General features: G+C 29.2%; 22 protein-coding genes. All 22 read right to left on the bottom strand.

Going from position 1 to position 17,437, the window contains the following annotated elements:
* Window positions 1–112: 112 nt before the first annotated feature.
* Entirely contained in the window at window positions 113–376 is a 264-nt protein-coding gene (locus GIL12_RS00195; protein ID WP_163467902.1) for a hypothetical protein, read from the bottom strand.
* A gap of 3 nt (window positions 377–379) precedes the next feature.
* Window positions 380–910 (bottom strand): hypothetical protein, encoded by a 531-nt coding sequence (locus GIL12_RS00200; RefSeq protein WP_163467904.1) that lies wholly within the window; start codon window positions 908–910, stop codon window positions 380–382.
* Between the two features lie 31 nt (window positions 911–941).
* Window positions 942–2,000 carry a DNA integrity scanning diadenylate cyclase DisA gene (disA, locus tag GIL12_RS00205; protein WP_163467906.1) on the bottom strand — a complete coding sequence of 353 codons (1,059 nt, stop codon included), beginning with the start codon at window positions 1,998–2,000 and terminating at the stop codon, window positions 942–944.
* Between the two features lie 3 nt (window positions 2,001–2,003).
* Window positions 2,004–3,359, bottom strand: coding sequence for a DNA repair protein RadA (gene radA / locus GIL12_RS00210; RefSeq protein WP_163467908.1), 1,356 nt, complete (start codon window positions 3,357–3,359; stop codon window positions 2,004–2,006).
* A gap of 9 nt (window positions 3,360–3,368) precedes the next feature.
* Window positions 3,369–3,869, bottom strand: coding sequence for a pantetheine-phosphate adenylyltransferase (gene coaD / locus GIL12_RS00215; protein ID WP_163467910.1), 501 nt, complete (start codon window positions 3,867–3,869; stop codon window positions 3,369–3,371).
* 11 nt (window positions 3,870–3,880) lie between these two features.
* A complete protein-coding gene (locus GIL12_RS00220) occupies window positions 3,881–5,347 on the bottom strand; it encodes an Rne/Rng family ribonuclease (RefSeq protein WP_163467912.1) in 1,467 nt (488 codons plus the stop codon).
* Window positions 5,340–6,374, bottom strand: coding sequence for an elongator complex protein 3 (locus GIL12_RS00225; protein ID WP_163467914.1), 1,035 nt, complete (start codon window positions 6,372–6,374; stop codon window positions 5,340–5,342). The genes GIL12_RS00220 and GIL12_RS00225 overlap by 8 nt, the downstream gene beginning before the upstream one ends.
* Entirely contained in the window at window positions 6,361–7,089 is a 729-nt protein-coding gene (rnc, locus tag GIL12_RS00230; RefSeq protein WP_163467916.1) for a ribonuclease III, read from the bottom strand. Before rnc ends, GIL12_RS00225 begins: the two co-directional genes overlap by 14 nt.
* Before the next feature lie 15 nt (window positions 7,090–7,104).
* Window positions 7,105–8,337 carry a beta-ketoacyl-ACP synthase II gene (fabF, locus tag GIL12_RS00235; protein ID WP_163467918.1) on the bottom strand — a complete coding sequence of 411 codons (1,233 nt, stop codon included), beginning with the start codon at window positions 8,335–8,337 and terminating at the stop codon, window positions 7,105–7,107.
* A 92-nt stretch (window positions 8,338–8,429) separates the two neighbouring features.
* Entirely contained in the window at window positions 8,430–8,657 is a 228-nt protein-coding gene (locus GIL12_RS00240) for an acyl carrier protein (protein WP_163467920.1), read from the bottom strand.
* A gap of 83 nt (window positions 8,658–8,740) precedes the next feature.
* Entirely contained in the window at window positions 8,741–9,652 is a 912-nt protein-coding gene (fabD, locus tag GIL12_RS00245; protein ID WP_163467922.1) for an ACP S-malonyltransferase, read from the bottom strand.
* 74 nt (window positions 9,653–9,726) lie between these two features.
* Window positions 9,727–10,713, bottom strand: a complete 987-nt coding sequence (locus GIL12_RS00250) for a beta-ketoacyl-ACP synthase III (protein ID WP_163467924.1) — start codon at window positions 10,711–10,713, stop codon at window positions 9,727–9,729.
* Between the two features lie 52 nt (window positions 10,714–10,765).
* A complete protein-coding gene (gene plsX / locus GIL12_RS00255; RefSeq protein WP_163467926.1) occupies window positions 10,766–11,764 on the bottom strand; it encodes a phosphate acyltransferase PlsX in 999 nt (332 codons plus the stop codon).
* Between the two features lie 200 nt (window positions 11,765–11,964).
* Window positions 11,965–12,144, bottom strand: coding sequence for a 50S ribosomal protein L32 (gene rpmF / locus GIL12_RS00260; RefSeq protein ID WP_163467928.1), 180 nt, complete (start codon window positions 12,142–12,144; stop codon window positions 11,965–11,967).
* 31 nt (window positions 12,145–12,175) lie between these two features.
* Window positions 12,176–12,667 (bottom strand): DUF177 domain-containing protein, encoded by a 492-nt coding sequence (locus tag GIL12_RS00265; protein WP_163467930.1) that lies wholly within the window; start codon window positions 12,665–12,667, stop codon window positions 12,176–12,178.
* 71 nt (window positions 12,668–12,738) lie between these two features.
* A complete protein-coding gene (gene ychF / locus GIL12_RS00270) occupies window positions 12,739–13,833 on the bottom strand; it encodes a redox-regulated ATPase YchF (RefSeq protein WP_163467932.1) in 1,095 nt (364 codons plus the stop codon).
* Between the two features lie 135 nt (window positions 13,834–13,968).
* Complete coding sequence (gene secY / locus GIL12_RS00275; RefSeq protein WP_163467934.1) at window positions 13,969–15,249, bottom strand: preprotein translocase subunit SecY; 1,281 nt, start codon at window positions 15,247–15,249, stop codon at window positions 13,969–13,971.
* Window positions 15,250–15,278: 29 nt separating this feature from the next.
* On the bottom strand, window positions 15,279–15,758 hold the full coding sequence (gene rplO, locus GIL12_RS00280) for a 50S ribosomal protein L15 (protein WP_163467943.1): 480 nt from the start codon (window positions 15,756–15,758) through the stop codon (window positions 15,279–15,281).
* Window positions 15,759–15,761: 3 nt separating this feature from the next.
* Window positions 15,762–15,944 (bottom strand): 50S ribosomal protein L30, encoded by a 183-nt coding sequence (gene rpmD / locus GIL12_RS00285; protein WP_163467945.1) that lies wholly within the window; start codon window positions 15,942–15,944, stop codon window positions 15,762–15,764.
* Window positions 15,945–15,958: 14 nt separating this feature from the next.
* Window positions 15,959–16,453 carry a 30S ribosomal protein S5 gene (rpsE, locus tag GIL12_RS00290; protein ID WP_163468051.1) on the bottom strand — a complete coding sequence of 165 codons (495 nt, stop codon included), beginning with the start codon at window positions 16,451–16,453 and terminating at the stop codon, window positions 15,959–15,961.
* Between the two features lie 36 nt (window positions 16,454–16,489).
* Window positions 16,490–16,858, bottom strand: coding sequence for a 50S ribosomal protein L18 (gene rplR / locus GIL12_RS00295; protein WP_163467947.1), 369 nt, complete (start codon window positions 16,856–16,858; stop codon window positions 16,490–16,492).
* A gap of 27 nt (window positions 16,859–16,885) precedes the next feature.
* Window positions 16,886–17,422: a 50S ribosomal protein L6 gene (gene rplF / locus GIL12_RS00300; protein ID WP_163467949.1), complete on the bottom strand. Its 537-nt coding sequence runs from the start codon at window positions 17,420–17,422 to the stop codon at window positions 16,886–16,888.
* Window positions 17,423–17,437: the final 15 nt, after the last annotated feature.

Genomic DNA, 17,437 nt, shown 5'->3' on the forward strand with positions numbered 1-17,437 from the left:
CCTAAAATTTCAGTTATATATTTTTATATAACGCAACGGTCCTTTGTGGAAAAGGTACATTCACCCTAAGATTATATATGAATTTTCTTTTGATGTCAATAGTTTTCTTTTATTAATCAAGTATTTTATTCTTTATCATTTCATAAAAAGTTTTTCCAAAAATAGAAATTATCGTAGTTTTATAAGCTTCTATAAAAGGAACATAATTTTCCTCTACAAATCCATTTGGATTTTTTCTTCTAAATAGGCTACTTTCTATCATTTCTTTATTTATACAAGGGATTTCATAATAATTTTCTATTGTAAATCCATTAGTAAAATCATCAGGTAATGTAATATAAATAAGAGATTCATCCTTTTCAGATATTATTTCCATTGGTCAAAGGGAACAAACCAGAGGCTTATAATTCCATATATCATTTTGAGACATTTTTTTATTTAAACACATTGAATGAATACTACATAATGTTTTTCTATCCTTTGTTCTATAAGCATAAAAACACATTTCAGTTTCTTCTTCTATCTCAGAAATAATTTCTCTTTTATTTTCTTTTTCAAATTCATCTAATAATTCTTCCTTTGAATAACCTAATTCTTCTGCTATATCTATATTCTTTGTATCTCTATTAAAAGATTCTATATTTTTCATTACAAATTTCTTTGTCTTTTCTTGTAAAAAAGATGGACTATCTGCACAACAATCATTTACACAATTAAAGCAATCAAAATTACATAATTTTTCAAAAATTTTATAATCCACTATTGCATTATATTTTTTCCCTTTTATTACTACTTCACACTTTAACGTATCTATTGAGTTAAAATAGTTTCTTACCAATCTTTCTTTATCTAAAGAGAGTTGGTAAATTTCTTCTCCCTTTGGATGATTCAAAAATAAAAAATAATTCACTTTATATCCTTTCTAGCACTCTGTATTTAACTTATTTTTCCAATCCTACTGTAAATTTTAATCTTGCAAAACCCTTTTTGACAGCATTTGCTTTAAATTTACTTATTTCTGATCTTTCAACTAATTCATCTGCTGAAGCTATTTGAATTTTAGATAATTCTCCAAAAATTCTAATTAATGTATCTATATCCTTGTCATTTATTTTTCCAAATTTATTTAATATTCTATAACCTTTGGGGGTTACCCTGTTATCCAATTTAGAAACTGATTTACCAAAACCAAGTATTGTGGAAATTTTAACTAAGTCTAACATTTCACTGTTATCTAATTCTGAAATCATAAGCTTTATATTTTTAATTTCCTTTTCATTTTCAAAAACATAGTAATCGTGTAAGAACTCTTCCTCTTCCTCTTTGGTTCCCCTTAATAAGTCTTCCAATTGAAGGCTTATTAGTCTCCCCTCTGTTCCCAATTCTATTATACAATCAAAGGCTTCCTTTTTTATTCTTTTTAACATTTCAAATTTCTGTAAAACTGTACAAACATCTTCAACAGTTACCATGTCATCTAATTCTAATATTGTTAAATTTCCTAAACTTTTTTCTAACACATTTCTATATCTTTCCAATGTATTTAAAGCTTGAGCTGCTTCATTTGTAAGCTCTGATAAAGGTCTAAGTTTATATCTTATTTCTCCCTTATACAATGTTAATACTCTTTTTCTTTCAGATATTGCAATGGTCAATTTATTTAACTGTTTTGCAATTCTTTGAGCTGTTCTATGTCTAGTGCCACTTTCTTCTGTCATATACCTTTTATCTGGTTGTAAATGAACATTTGCATATAATATTTTTTCTATATTATCATCTAAAATTATTGCTCCATCCATTTTTGATAATTCAAATAACCTTTCAGGGCTATAATCACAGTTTAAAAAAAATCCACCATCTAAAACTTTTTCAGTTTCCTCATCTACACCTACAACAATTAAGGCACCTTTTCTTCCGTCAAGGATGCTGTCTAAACCTTCTCTAAGCCTTGTACCTGGTCTTACAAAACTAAATATGTCCTTCATCTCTGATTTTTCCATAGATTACATCCTTTCTAGAAATTCTTCTATATTATTTAAATAAATTAATTTCAAACTATAATTTCTTTTTTCTATTTCTTTTCTATTTGCTTCTGGTACGTAAACTCCTTTAAATCCTAATTTTTCCAGTTCTCTTAACCTTTTATCAATAAAAAAGGCTTTTCTTATTTCACCTCTTAAACCAAGTTCTCCTATAGCAGCAATTTTTTGACTAATTTCAACATTTTTATATACTGACAATAATGATATTAAGGCTCCTAAATCTGCTGCAGGATCTTTAATTGATATTCCACCAGGAATATTCACAAAGACATCTTTGGTCCCTATATTAAGGTTCATTCTTTTTTCTCCAATTGCCATTAATATTTGAAACCTATTCCTATCAAATCCTTGAACTATTCTCTTTGGTATTCCTATATTGCTTCCATCTGTTAATAAACTTTGAATTTCCAAAAGAAAAACCTTTGTTCCTTCTAAAACAGGAACAATCATACTTCCTATATTTTTTTCATTTCTTTCACTTAAAAAAAATTCTGAAGAGTTTTTTATTTCCTTTAAACCTTCTTCATCCATACTAAATACTGCAAGCTCATTAGTTGAACCAAACCTATTTTTAGTGCTCCTTAATATCCTATAAAATAAACCTTCTTCCCCTTCAAAATTAAAAACTGCATCAACCATATGTTCCAACAATTTAGGTCCTGCAACTTTACCATCCTTTGTTATATGCCCTACAATAAAAAAGCATACTCCTGTTTTTTTTGCTATTTCAACTATTTTTAAGGTTGATTCTCTTATTTGGCTAGGAGATCCTGAGATTGATAAACTACCTTCACTTGAAATAGTCTGGATTGAATCTATTATTATTATTTTTGGTTTCTTATAAGTTACATAATCTAATATTTTTTCAATAATAACCTCAGACATTAAATACAAATTAGATGCTGTTATTCCAAGCCTCTCTCCTCTACTTTTTATTTGAGCTGAGGATTCTTCTCCTGAAACATATAAAACATCACCGTATTCACAATACTCTGAAGCCAACTGAAGAAGGAGTGTAGATTTCCCTATACCTGGGTTACCAGTTATAAGTACAACCTCCCCTTGCACCAATCCTCCACCTAAAAGCCTATCCATTTCCTTCACAGAAGTTTTGTATCTAAAATTTTCTTCTATTTTTATTTCATTAAAAGATGAAACATTTTTTTCTATATCTCCTAAAGAAAAAATTTTATTTAATTTTTCTACTTTTTCTTCTTCAAGTACATCCCATTCATCACAATTAGGACATTTTCCTACCCATTTTGAAGTTCTATATCCACATTCTTTACAAATATATACAATTTTTTCTTTAGCCATATTATCACCTTATTTTTTCTTAGAACTGTATAATTTACCTCTTTCCAAAAGTCTTTCAGCTATTCTTTGATCCACATAACAAGTTACCTTTCCACCATATCTTGAAATCTCTCTAGCTGCAGTGGAACTCACGTGTATATACTCCTTAAAAGCTGGTAAGAATACTGTATCCACTTTATAATCTGATATCATTAGATTCCCATCAGCAAAATATAATTCTAATCCACAATCTTCAGTTGTTCTTATTCCTCTAACTATTACTCCTAGATTATTTTCAACTAAATAATTTGCTATTAATCCTTCATAGGAATCAATTTGAATATTTTTATATTCTTTGAATAATTCCTCTAACATCTCTCTTCTTTCAGCTAAACTGAACCAATATTTTTTTTCACTATTTGTGCAAATAACCACTATTAACTTGTCAAATATTTTACTAGCTCTTTCAATAATATTTTGATGTCCTAAAGTTATAGGATCAAAGCTTCCTGAATAAACTCCTACTTTCAAAATTATTCCTCCTATTTTTCAAGTAATATATCATATCCTACTTTGTTATTAATATCTTCTATTAATATTTTTAAGTTTTTACCTTTTTTTTCAAAATAATCTTTTAAAATATCATAATAAACTTCTTTTATTTTTTCTATTACTTCTTCAGTTGACACTAAACAAATTGTTTTAATGTCTCTTTCCTTTGAAACTTCTTTTAATTCTTTTATAATTGTTTCTATGATACCTTCGGCTGATTTTACTTTTCCAGTTCCATTACAACTTGGACAATCTGATTGATAAAAATAGCTTAAATTTCTTCCAACTCGTTTTCTAGTCATTTCTATTAATCCTAAGTCAGTAAAGTGAACTATATTATTTTTCAACCTATCTTTTTTCAATTCCAATTCCAATTGTTTAAAAACTAAATCTTTATCCTCTTGAAGCTTCATATCAATGAAATCTATTATTATTATTCCACTTAAATTTCTTATTCTTAATTGTTTTGGTATTTCTATAGCTGCTTCTAAGTTTGTATTTAATACTGTTTTTTCAAGATTGTAACTTCCTGTATTTCTTCCTGTATTAATATCTATACTTATTAATGCCTCTGTTTTCTCTATAACTAAGTATCCTCCACAATCTAACCACACTTCTTTTTGAAGAGACTTCTCTATTTCTTTATCTATATTATATTCTTCAAATATTTCATTTTCCCCATAAAATAATTTAACTTTTGTTTTAGATTTCCCTTCACTAAAAGCATTAATATAATCAATGATTTCCAAATAAACCTCTTCATTATCAACTACTATTTCATCAATTTCATTGTTTAATATATCTCTTAAAATTTTTATAACAATATCATTATCATTATATAAAATTTCTCCAGCTTTAGACTTTGAAATCCTTTTTTCTATATCTTGCCATTTTTTTACAAGATACCCAATTTCTCTTTCAAAATGGTAAATGGACTTTCCCATAGCAGCTGTTCTAATTATTACTCCCATTCTATCTGGCATTATTTCTTCAAATATTTTTTGAAGTCTTTTTCTTTCTTCTTCATTTGATATTTTTTTAGAAATTGCAATATGATCACTATTTGGCATTAACACTAAATATTTTCCAGGTATTGTAAAATTAGTTGTAACTCTAGCACCTTTGTTTCCCCTAGGAACATTTAATACTTGAACTACAACTTGATCACCAACAGTTAACAAATCCTCAATAGGTTTTTCACTATTAACTAAACCATTTAAATACTTTTCTTCAAATTCTCTTAAATCATCTACAAAAAGAAAACTATTTTTTTTTAACCCAATATCCACAAATGCTGACTCCATACCTGGAAGAACATTAGCTACCTTCCCTTTGTAAATATTTTTTATTATATTTGATTCATCATCTCTTTCATTAAAAACTTCCACAACCCTATCATCTTCGATTATTGCAGCTTTTCTTTGAAAATTATTTGTACTAACAATAATTTTATTCATGGCACTCACTTAATTCCCATTGTAGTATTTTCTCTCTACTATATTTTACCCCATTAACTATTATCTTGTCCACTGATAAGCTATTATTTATTTTTATATTTAAAGTTTTTAATCTTTTTTTATTTCTTTTATTTATTCCTGTTACTTTGGAAACATTTTTTTCGCACACTTCCACATTTAAATTTGTTTCTGTATTTTTTATTTTTTCCAAAAAACTAAAATAAATCTCTCCATCTACCAGCTCTTTAAATGCTGGATGGAAAGCTCCTTCAACAGATACCCCACCATTTCTTAAATCTTCTGATGGTTGTAATCCTACCCTTATTAATTTTATTCCATTTAATTCTATTAGAGCACATATTTTTCTACATCTTTTTATTGCTTCTTCCATTGAAAGTACTTTGTAGTCTCCAGAATAATACATTTTTTCTAACTCAGTATCTTTTATAATTAATGTAGGATATACTCTGACATTTAATGGATTAATTTCAACAACTTTTTTAGCACTTTCAAAATCTGTTTCAAATGTAGAACCTGGAAGTCCTGGCATAATTTGAATACCTAAATTTATTCCATAACTTTTTATCATTTCACAAGATTTATAAACAACTTCCATCTTATAATATCTTGCACTTTTTTCTAGCACATTTTGATCGAAGGATTGCACCCCTAATTCAATTGTTGTAACTTTATAATCTTTCAATTGATCCATTACTTCTTTATTTATATAATCTGGTCTAGTTGAAAGTCTTATTCCTTGAACTAACCCTTTATCTAAATATTTTTTTACAACTTCCAAATATTCTTTTTGTCTTCCTAGGGATATTCCTGTAAAAGTTCCCCCAAAAAATGCCACTTCTTTATAGGAATCTTTAGGTAATATTTTCAAATAATATTCCAATATATTTTCTAAGTCTTCATTTGTAACATCTGTTTCTCTTCCATTAATCTTTACTTGATTACAAAAAACACAGGCATTTGGGCACCCAAAGTGACTTATAAAAACGGGAATGTTATAGTGTTTCATTTTTTTCTTCTTCGATTTTTTTCAGTAGATCTTTTGCAGCTGCGTGCTCTGCAGCTTTTTTGCTTTTTCCTATTCCAAATCCCTCTTTATCTAATCCTATTTTGACTACAATTTCAAAAGTTTTTTTATGATCAGGACCTGATTCTTTTACAACAGTATATTCTGGAACTATTTTATATTTTTTTTGAACAAATTCTTGAAGAGTTGTTTTGTAATCTGTTATTTCTTCATCTTCATCAAAATGTTCTATTTCATATTGTAAAAAACTTATTCCTACTTTTTTTGATTCTTCAAAATTAGAGTCTAGGTAAATGGCACCCATAACAGCTTCAAAGGTATCACATAATGTTGAATTCCTATCTTGGCCTCCAGTCATTAACTCCCCTTTACTCAATTTCAAATACTTTCCTAATTCTAACTTTCTTGAAATTTTAGCAAAAACAGGCTCACTTACTACCATTGACTTTATTCTTGCTAAGTCCCCTTCAGTATAATCTTCATTATGTAAATATAAATATTCTGCAACAGCAAGATCTAGAACTGCATCTCCTAGCAGTTCTAGTCTTTCATTGTTTACTCTCTTATATTTTCTATTTTCATTTCCGAAAGATCTATGAAGAAGCGCATTTTTTAATAAATTAATATCTTTAAAAAAATAGTTTAATTTTTTTTCTAAAGATTCTAAACTTAAATCAAATTTCACTTCAATATCCATTTCTCACTCCTTAAATTAATCATTATATTTTTTCATAATTATTACTGCGTTATGTCCGCCAAATCCTAAAGAACTGGACATTCCAACTTTTATTTCTTTTTTTTCTGCTTTATTTGGAGTATAATTTAAATCACATTCAGGATCGGGATTCTCATAATTTGCTGTTGGAGGTATAATTCCTTCCTCTATACTTTTAGCAAGTATAACACCTTCTATTCCTCCTGCTCCTCCTAAAACATGACCTGTTGCTCCCTTTGTAGAAGAAACATTTAGCTTATATGCATATTCTCCAAATACTTCCTTAATTGCTGCACTTTCATTTTTATCGTTAAGTCCAGTAGAAGTACCATGAGCGTTAATATAATCAACTTCATCTGCTTTAACGTCTGCTTCATTCATTGCCATTCTAAAAGCTCTTGCAGCTCCATCTATGATAGGTGCTGTAATGTGATGAGCGTCACAAGTCTCTCCATATCCAACTACCTCTGCATAAATTTTAGCTCCTCTTTTTTTAGCTGTTTCTAATTCTTCTAAAAGTAATACCCCTGAACCTTCTCCCATAACAAAACCATCTCTATCAATTGTAAATGGTCTTGATGCCTTTTCTGGATCTGGATTAGTAGATAAAGCCTTCATATTTGCAAAAGCATTTAATGCAAACTTTGTAATACACGCTTCTGTTCCCCCAGCTAGCATATAATCTGCTTTTCCCAATTTAATTGTTTCAAAAGCATCTCCTATTGAATGAGTTCCAGCTGCACAGGCAGTTACAATTGACTTATTAGGTCCTTTGGCTCCTGTATATATACCAACATTTCCTGCTGCCATATTAGCTATCATAGCAGGTATTGTAAATGGAGATATTCTTCTGACACCTTTATTCAACATAGATTCATATTGTTTTTCAAAAACTTCAATTCCTCCAATTCCAGAAGAAACTATTACTCCTACTCTTTCTGCATTTTCTTCATCTATAACTAAACCAGAATCTTCCAATGCCATTTTTGCTGCTCCTATGGCAAATTGAGTATTTCTAGCTATTTTTTTTAGCTCTTTTTTCTCTATCCCAAACTCTAAAGGAAAAAAATCTCTAATTTCAGCTGCACATTTAACTGCAGAATCTGAAGTATCAAAAGATTCTATTGTTTTTACTCCTGTTTTTCCTTCCTTTATAGCTGTCCAAGATTTTTCTAGTCCAGTTCCTAAAGCTGTAATAAGTCCTAAACCTGTAACTACAACTCTTCTCATAAAATCACCTCATAATCTATAATAAAATATTTCTAAATTAATTTTTTATAATTTTAAAGGGGATATTACGTATCCCCTTTATCTGTTGTTACTTATTTCTTATTTGCTTCAATATAATCTATAACATCTTTTACTGTTTTTATTTTTTCTGCTGCTGTATCAGGAATTTCTATATCAAATTCTTCTTCAAAAGCCATTATTAATTCTACTGTATCTAATGAATCTGCTCCTAAATCATCAATGAAATTTGCATCTACAGTAATTTGATCTGCATCTACACCTAATTGTTCAACCACTATTTCTCTTATTTTCTCTAACATCAATTTTCCTCCTGAATTCTTTATTATTTTTAAATGTTTTCAATACCATATTACCAAATTTAGCAATAGTTTTCAACAATTTATTATAAATTATCAATAGCTGAAAGTGAGTTTATGCTTACAACCTTTAAATTTTTGTCTATTTTTCTTATAAGCCCAGCTAATGTTTTCCCTGGACCTATTTCATAAATTGTTTCTACACCATTCTCTTTTAATTTTTCAATAGTTTCAACCCATCTTACTGGCCCAAAACTTTGATTGTATATTTCTTCTTTTAATTCATTTCCTGTAGAGATAATTTCTGCTGTTGTGTTTGCTACTAATTTTATTTTAGTATCTTTAAACTCATAAGTTTCTATTTCTTTTTTTAATTTTTCTCCAGCTGGTTTCATTAATGATGAATGAAATGGCCCTGATACAGGAAGAAGTAATGCTCTTCTTGCTCCATTTTCCTTTAGCAATTCACATGATTTTTCTATGGAATCTTTATCCCCTGCTATTACTGTTTGCTTTGGTTCGTTGAAATTAACTGCTTCAACTACTCCTGTAACTGTTTTTAGAAGTTCTATTATTTTCTCTGAAGGCATACCAATTATTGCAGCCATCCCCCCATTTACTTTTTCAGCTATTTCATTCATAGCTTCTCCTCTAAAAGAAGTTAACTTAACAGTCTCATCTAAACTTAAAAATTCAGCAGATCCAATAGCTGAATATTCTCCAACTGAATGTCCTGCTACAAAATCAGGATAAATTCCTTTTTCTTTTAATAATTTATCTAAAATTAAACTCATGGCAACTATTGCTGGTTGAGTATACTTAGTTTTCTTTAAAAGTTCTTCTGGACCATCAAACATTGCTGTTTTTAAATCAAAAGAAAGATTTTTGAAAATTTTATCGTATTCTTTTCTAGCTAAATCATTATTTTCATAAATATCTTTTCCCATTCCAACAAATTGACTTCCTTGTCCTGGAAAAACAAAAGCTACTTTTCCCATAAAAATTCTCCTTTTTTTATAATTACACATGTAATTTTATCACAGTTTTATTTTTATTTCAACATATTTTAAAACTATTTACTCCATTTCATTATTAGAGATCCGTATGTTAAACCTGCTCCAAAACCTGTTAAAGCAATCAAATCTCCTTTTTTCAATTTACCTTCATCTATAGCTTCAGACATAGCAATTCCTATTGAAGCTGCTGATGTATTTCCATATTTTTCAAGATTAATATATACTTTTTCATAAGGAATTCCTAATTTTTTTACAGCAGATTTTATTATTCTTAAATTAGCTTGATGAGGAAATACCATATCTATATTTTTTAAATCTATATTCCCTTGTTCTGCTGCTTTTTTTGTTGCATAAGGTAAGGCTTTCACAGCAAACTTAAATACATCTGTTCCATTCATCTCTATAAAATGTTCTCTATTATCAAATCTTTCTTGAGTTATTGGATATCTTGTTCCACCAGCTTTTATTCTTAGAGTTCCATCTGTTACACCTTCTGTTCCAAGATAAGAAGATATTATTCCATAACCTTCTTCCACTTCTCCTAAAACTGCTGCAGCTGCCCCATCTCCAAATAAAATACCTGTATTTCTATCTTGCATATCTATAATTCTTGAAATTGATTCTGCTGCTATTACTAAAACTTTTTTATACATCCCTGACTGTATCATTGCCTTCCCAACTGTTAAAGAATATATAAAACCACTACATGCTGCTTCTAAATCAAAAGCTGCTGCATTTTTAGCTCTTAATTTATTTTGAATTAGAGAAGAGCAATTTTGAGCTCTGTAATCAGGAGTACATGTAGCTAAAATTATTAAATCTATATCTTCAGCTTTAATGTTTGCATCTTTTAAGGCTATTTTCGATGCTTCAACTCCTAAATCAGAAGTTCCTTGATCTTCAGCAGCATATCTTCTTTCCTTTATACCTGTCCTTGTAGTTATCCATTCGTCTGATGTGTCTACTAATTTCTCCCAATCAGCATTAGTCATTATTTTTTCAGGCACATATTTACCAAATCCTAATATTCCAACACTTTTCAAAGCCAATTACCTCCAGTTATTATTATTTATTATTATTTATTATTATTTATTATTATTTATTATTATTTATTGTATTTTTTAATTTTTCCACAAAATTATTTTTTGCAAAATTATCAGCAACCATTATGGCATTTTTTATTCCAATATAATCAGAATTTCCATGGGCTTTTATTGATATACCGTTTAGTCCTAAAAATAAAGCTCCTCCATATTCTGAGGAATCTAACTTATTCTTCATTTTTCTCAAAGGTTTTTTCAAAAATAATACTCCAATTTTTGAAAGAAAGCTCTTTTGTATTTCTTCTTTTAACATTGAAAATATATAATTGGCTACTCCTTCACTTGTTTTCAATACCATGTTCCCTGTGAAACCATCTGAAACAATAACATCTGTATCTCCAGACATCATTTCTCTACTTTCTATATTACCTGTAAAACTAATGTTTTTATTTTCCTTTAATAATTCATATGCTTGTCTAGTTATCTCATTTCCTTTTCCTTCTTCACTTCCTATGTTTAGTAAAGATACTTTAGGAGAAGTTATATTTAAAATTTCCTTTGCAAACTCACTTCCCATAATTGCAAATTGATTTATATATTCTGGCTTTGTATCTGCATTTGCTCCAACATCCATAAAAACTATATGTCCTTTTTTCGAAGGAAATACTGTTGCTATTGCTGGTCTTAATATCCCCTTAATTCTTCTCAATTTAAGTTGACTTGCTGAAATTAATGCCCCTGTATTCCCAGAAGATATAAATGCGTCTCCTTGTTTATTTTTAACTAGATCTAATCCTACATTAATTGATGATTTCTTTTTCTCTCTAACAGCTATCATTGGTTCATCTGTCATTTCTATGACTTCATCTGCATTAACTATTTTTAATCTTTCATTGGAATATCCCATTTCTTTTATAATTTTTGATAATTTTTCTTCTTGTCCTACAACTATTACTTCTATATCTTCTTTTTCTTTTAAAGCTAAAACTATCCCTTTTAGTACTTCCTTACTTCCTTTGTCTCCCCCCATGCCATCTACAACTATTCTCATTTTTCACCTCTAAAAAAATTTCATTTTCTATATTTTAACATAAAATTTTTATTTTTTCTTAAAGAAATTCTATTAATTACATTATTACTATATATAAATATGAATTTTATTCATTTAAATTATTTTCATTCACTATAAATTTTCAAAAAATAAAAAAAGCAAGTTGGTTAATTCCTCTTGCTTTTTTTATTTAGTCTAAATTACTCAGCTAAATTTAGTACTTGTTTTCCATTGTAGTCTCCGCAATCTAAACATACTCTATGAGGTCTTTTTGTAGCTCCACATTTTTCACAAGTAATCAAAGTAGTTCCTGCAATTTTGTGATGAGATCTTCTCATATTTTTTTTAGCTTTTGAAGTCTTTTTCTTAGGTACTGCCATCTCAGTTTCCCCTCCTCACAACTTTCTTATTTTAATTTTTTATTTCAATGTCCAACAATCCCATCCATCTTGGATCTGGTTGGTCTTCTCCATATTTTTTCAAATACATATCATCTGAACATCCCCCACTACATTTTGGATACTGAGGAATATCTAAAATAATTTGTTCTCTTACAAATTCTAAAATATCAATTTCTTCATTATTAGCTTTGAAATAATCATCAACATTCATCACTTCATTTTTACTTAATGAATTTTGATAATCTTGATAATCTTCTTCATTTAGAAATATTCCATAAAACTTTCTTTTTTCTAACTTTATAATAACATCTTCTAGACATCTTATACATGAAGATTTTACATTAGCTGAATATATTCCTTCAACTATATATTCATTTTCAACTTTAGAAACTGAACCATTTATATGGACATCTCCTTCTAAAAATATATCTTCAATATTAGATACACATAGTTCAAATTCTTTTAAATAATCATTATTGAACTCATTTAATTTAACTTTCAACTATAGCCTCCTATTATTGTGATACCTAGTTATTCTACACGGTTTTTAGACTAATGTCAAGTATAATTTCTTTATACATTAAATAAAAATTCCATTAAATCCCCATCTTTAACAATATAATCTTTACCTTCTACTCTCATAGCTCCAACTTCTTGAGCTCCCTTCCATCCTGAAAATTTTACAAAGTCTTCATATGAACAAACTTTAGCCCTTATAAATCCTTTTTCAAAATCTGTATGAATTACTCCTGCAGCTTGAGGTGCTAAATCACCAATGGAAATTGTCCATGATCTTACTTCTTTAACTCCTGCTGTAAAGTATGTTTGTAACCCCAATAATTTGAATCCTGCTTTTATTAATCTATTTAACCCTGCTTCTTTAACTCCTAAACTTTCTAAAAATTCTTCTTTATCTTCTTTTCCCATTTCTTGTAATTCTTCTTCCACTTTAGCAGAAACTATTACAACTTCAGATCCCAACTTATCAGCATAATCTTTAACTTGATCAACATATTTATTTCCATCTGCTAAATCATCTTCAGATACATTTGTAACAAACATCATTGGTTTTATAGTTAAAAATTGATATACCTTTAATAAATTATTCTCTTCTTCTGTTAATTCCAATGTTTTTAATAGTTTTTCATCATTTAAATGATTTAAACATTTTTCTAAAATCGGAACTAATTTTACAGCCTCTTTATTTTTAGATACTAATAATTTTTTATTTTTTTCCAAAGCTCTTTCAACTGTTTCTAAATCCGCTAAAATAAGCTCTCCGTTTATTATATCTATATCTTTTAAAGGATTAACTTCTCCATTTACATGAATTACATTTTCATCAGCAAAGCATCTAACTACTTGACAAATTGCTGCAGTTCCTCTTATATTTGATAAAAATTTATTTCCTAATCCTTCTCCCTTGGAAGCTCCTTCAACTAAACCTGCTATATCAACAAATTCAACAGTTGCATTAACTACTCTGTTGGGATTTATTATCTTGGATAATTCTTCTAATCTTTCATCTGGAACAGTTACCATTCCTACATTTGGCTCTATAGTACAAAAGGGATAATTTGCAGCTTCTGCTGCTCCTGCCTTTGTTATTGCATTAAATAATGTTGATTTTCCTACATTTGGTAAACCAACTATTCCTATTCCTATCATTTCATATTCCTCCTGAAATTTTAATTTACTATCAATTTTAACATATATAATTTTCTTTGTAAATAAAATTACAGTTGAAAATATTTAATTTCTACATTAATAAAAAGAATAACACAGACACCTGTGTTATCCTTTTTATAAAAATCCTTTATACTCTTTCATAACTAAATGGGCATCTATCTGTTGAACTGTATCTAAAGCAACTCCTACTACGATTATTATACCAGTCCCTCCAAAGAACACTGGTAATCCTAAAGCAGTAAAAATAGCCATTGGCAAAATAGCAATAATAGCTAGGAAGATTGCTCCACCCCAAGTTATTCTTGTTACAACACCTTCTAAATATTCAACAGTTTCCTCACCAGGTCTAATTCCTGGTATAGTTCCTCCACCTTGTTTTAAATTATCTGCTACCTTTTCAGGATCAAATATTATAGCTGTATAGAAAAATGAAAAGAATACTATAATTAATGCATATAAAATCATATATACAGGATGTTTTTGATTAAAAATCAAAACTATATAGTCCCTAAATGGAAATGTAACAGGTAAAGCTTTTGTTATCAATGTTGGTATCATCATTAACACTGAGGCAAAAATTACCGGCATAACTCCAGATGTATTCAATTTTAAAGGAATATATGAATTTTGCGACATTCCTCCTTGTCTTCCGAAACCTTTCCCAACATAATGTACGGGTATTTTTCTTTGTCCAAGTTGGAATATAACTATTCCTGTAACAGTTAAAACAGCTGCTATTGCAACAGCAATAAAAACTGGTATTATGAATTTACTTCCTTTCATTAATTGTATTGTTTGAGCAATACTAGATGGTCCTCTTGAAATAACATTTAAAAATATTAATAAAGAAACACCATTTCCTATACCATTAACTGATATTTGTTCACCTACCCACATTAAGAACACTGTTCCTGCTGTAAGTATAGTTACTGTTACTAACATAAATTTAAAACCTGGATCAATAACCAACCCTGAGGATGTAAGCCAAACACAGACTCCTATCCCTTGCATAATAGTTATTAGTATTGTCACATATCTTGTCCATTGATTGATTCTACTTCGTCCTGATTCTCCCTCTTTTTGAATTTCTTCAATTTTTGGAATAATTACACCAAGTAAACTAAATACAATAGATGCATTGATATATGGTACTATCCCCAATGCAAAAATAGAAATTCTTTGAAAAGCTCCCCCTGAAAACATATTGATGAATCCTAATAAATCATTTTGAGATGTCATTGCTGTCAGTCTCTCTATGTCTATGCCTGGAGCAGGGATAAAAGTCCCCACTCTAGCAACTAGAAACATCAACAAGGTAAAAACAATTCTTGCTTTTAATTCAGGAATACCCATGATTCCTCTTAACTTCACATTAAAGCTTTCCATTAAAGTCAAAGTTTTTCACCTCGCTTATATAGTCAAGATTATTTATTATTTTTAGCAACATCTTTAAATGTTTTTACTACTATAACTTCTACATCTCCACCAACAGCTTCAATAGCTTTTTGAGCAGATTTTGAAATTTTATGAGCTTTTACTGATATTTTTTTATCAAGAGTACCATTTCCTAATATTTTAACTCCGTCTAATAATTTTTTAACTAATTTAGTTTCAAATAATATTTCTGGAGTGATAACTGTACCTTCTTCAAATCTATTTAAAGTATCTAAATTAACAATAGCGTACTCTTTTTTGAATGGATAGTTACTAAATCCTCTTTTAGGAGCTCTTTGGATGATTGGCATTTGTCCACCTTCAAAACCTGGTCTAGTTCCTCCACCTGATCTTGAATTTTGTCCGTTACTTCCTCTTCCTGAAGTTTTTCCCCAACCAGAAGATTCTCCTCTTCCTATTCTTTTTCTATTTTTTCTTGGTACAGAAGGTTGTAATTCGTTTAATTTCATTTGTTATTGCACCTCCTCTACATCAAGTAAATAAGAAACCAAAGCTATTTTCCCCATAATATCTGGAGTTGCTTCGTGCTCCACTACACTATTTAGTTTCTTAAGCCCTAGCGACTTTACAGTAGCTATGTGGTTAGGCTTTCTTCCAATTATACTTTTTGCAAGTCTTATTTTAACCTTTGCCATCTTTATTAAACCTCCTAGCTTAAGATTTCCTTAACAGTTTTTCCTCTTAAAGCTGCAACTTCTTCAGCTGTTCTTAATTCTCTTAAGCCCTCAATTGTAGCTCTTGCAACATTATGTTTATTTTTTGATCCTTTTATTTTAGTTAATATATTGTGTATTCCAACTAATTCAAGGATTTCTCTACATGATGATCCTGAAATAACTCCAGTTCCTTCATATGCAGGTGCCATCCAGATAGTTGTTGCTCCCCAAATTCCTTCAACAGCGTGAGGAATTGTTCTTCCTTTAAGAGAAACATCTATCATATTTTTCTTAGCAGCAGCAATTGCTTTTTTTATAGCATCAGGAACACCATTGGCTTTTCCTAATCCTAATCCTATTTTTCCTTCTTTGTTTCCAACAGCAGCTAATACTGAGAAAGATATTGTTCTTCCTCCCTTAGTTGTCTTAGATACTCTAGAAATCTTCAATAGTTTTTCTTCAAATTCTTTGTCTTCTCTTTTATTCATTACTTTAGACAAGTGAAATCCTCCTCTCTAATAAAATTAGAAGTTTAATCCATTTTCTCTAGCTGATTCTGCAAGAGTGGATACTCTTCCTGTATAATTATATCCTGATCTATCAAATACAATATTTTTTATATCCTTTGATACAGCTCTTTCCGCAATTAACTTCCCTACTGCTTTGGCAGCTTCTATATTACCACCATGAGTAATTGTTTCTTTTATTTCTTTGTCAATAGTTGACGCTGAAACTAAAGTAACTCCGTTAATATCATCAATCAATTGAGCAAACATGTTTGCATTTGATCTATATAGTGAAAGTCTTGGTCTATCTGCTGTACCAGAAATTTTATTTCTGATTGATAAGTGCTTTCTAACTCTAACCGCTTGTCTATCTACTTTCTTAAACAACTCACTTACCTCCTTTTTTGCAATATCCTATGATTTTTTACCTTCTTTTCTTCTAATAACTTCATCTTCATACTTAACTCCTTTTCCTTTATAAGGTTCAGGAGCTCTTTTTGATCTGATATCTGCTGCAACTTGCCCAACCATATCTTTCTCAATTCCTTCAACTACAACTGTAGTATTTTTATCAACTGTAAATTTTATATTATTAACTGGGTCAATAATTACTGGATGAGAATATCCTAAAGATAATTCTAATCCATTTCCTTTTACAGCTGCTCTATATCCAACCCCAACTAATTTTAGAGTTTTCTTGAATCCATCACTTACACCTACAACCATATTGTGGATAAGTGCTCTTGTAGTCCCATGAAGAGCTCTTGTAAATCTCTCTTCATTTGGTCTTTCTACAACTATTTGATTATCTTCTATTTTTATTACCATTTCTTTATTAAATTCTTTTGTTAATGTACCTTTAGAACCTGTTACAGTAACTTCATTATTATCATTAACTGTTACAGTTACTCCAGCAGGTATCACTATAGGTTGTTTACCTATTCTAGACATTAATGGACACCTCCT

The organism is Fusobacterium sp. IOR10 (assembly GCF_010367435.1).
GTDB lineage: Bacteria > Fusobacteriota > Fusobacteriia > Fusobacteriales > Fusobacteriaceae > Fusobacterium_B.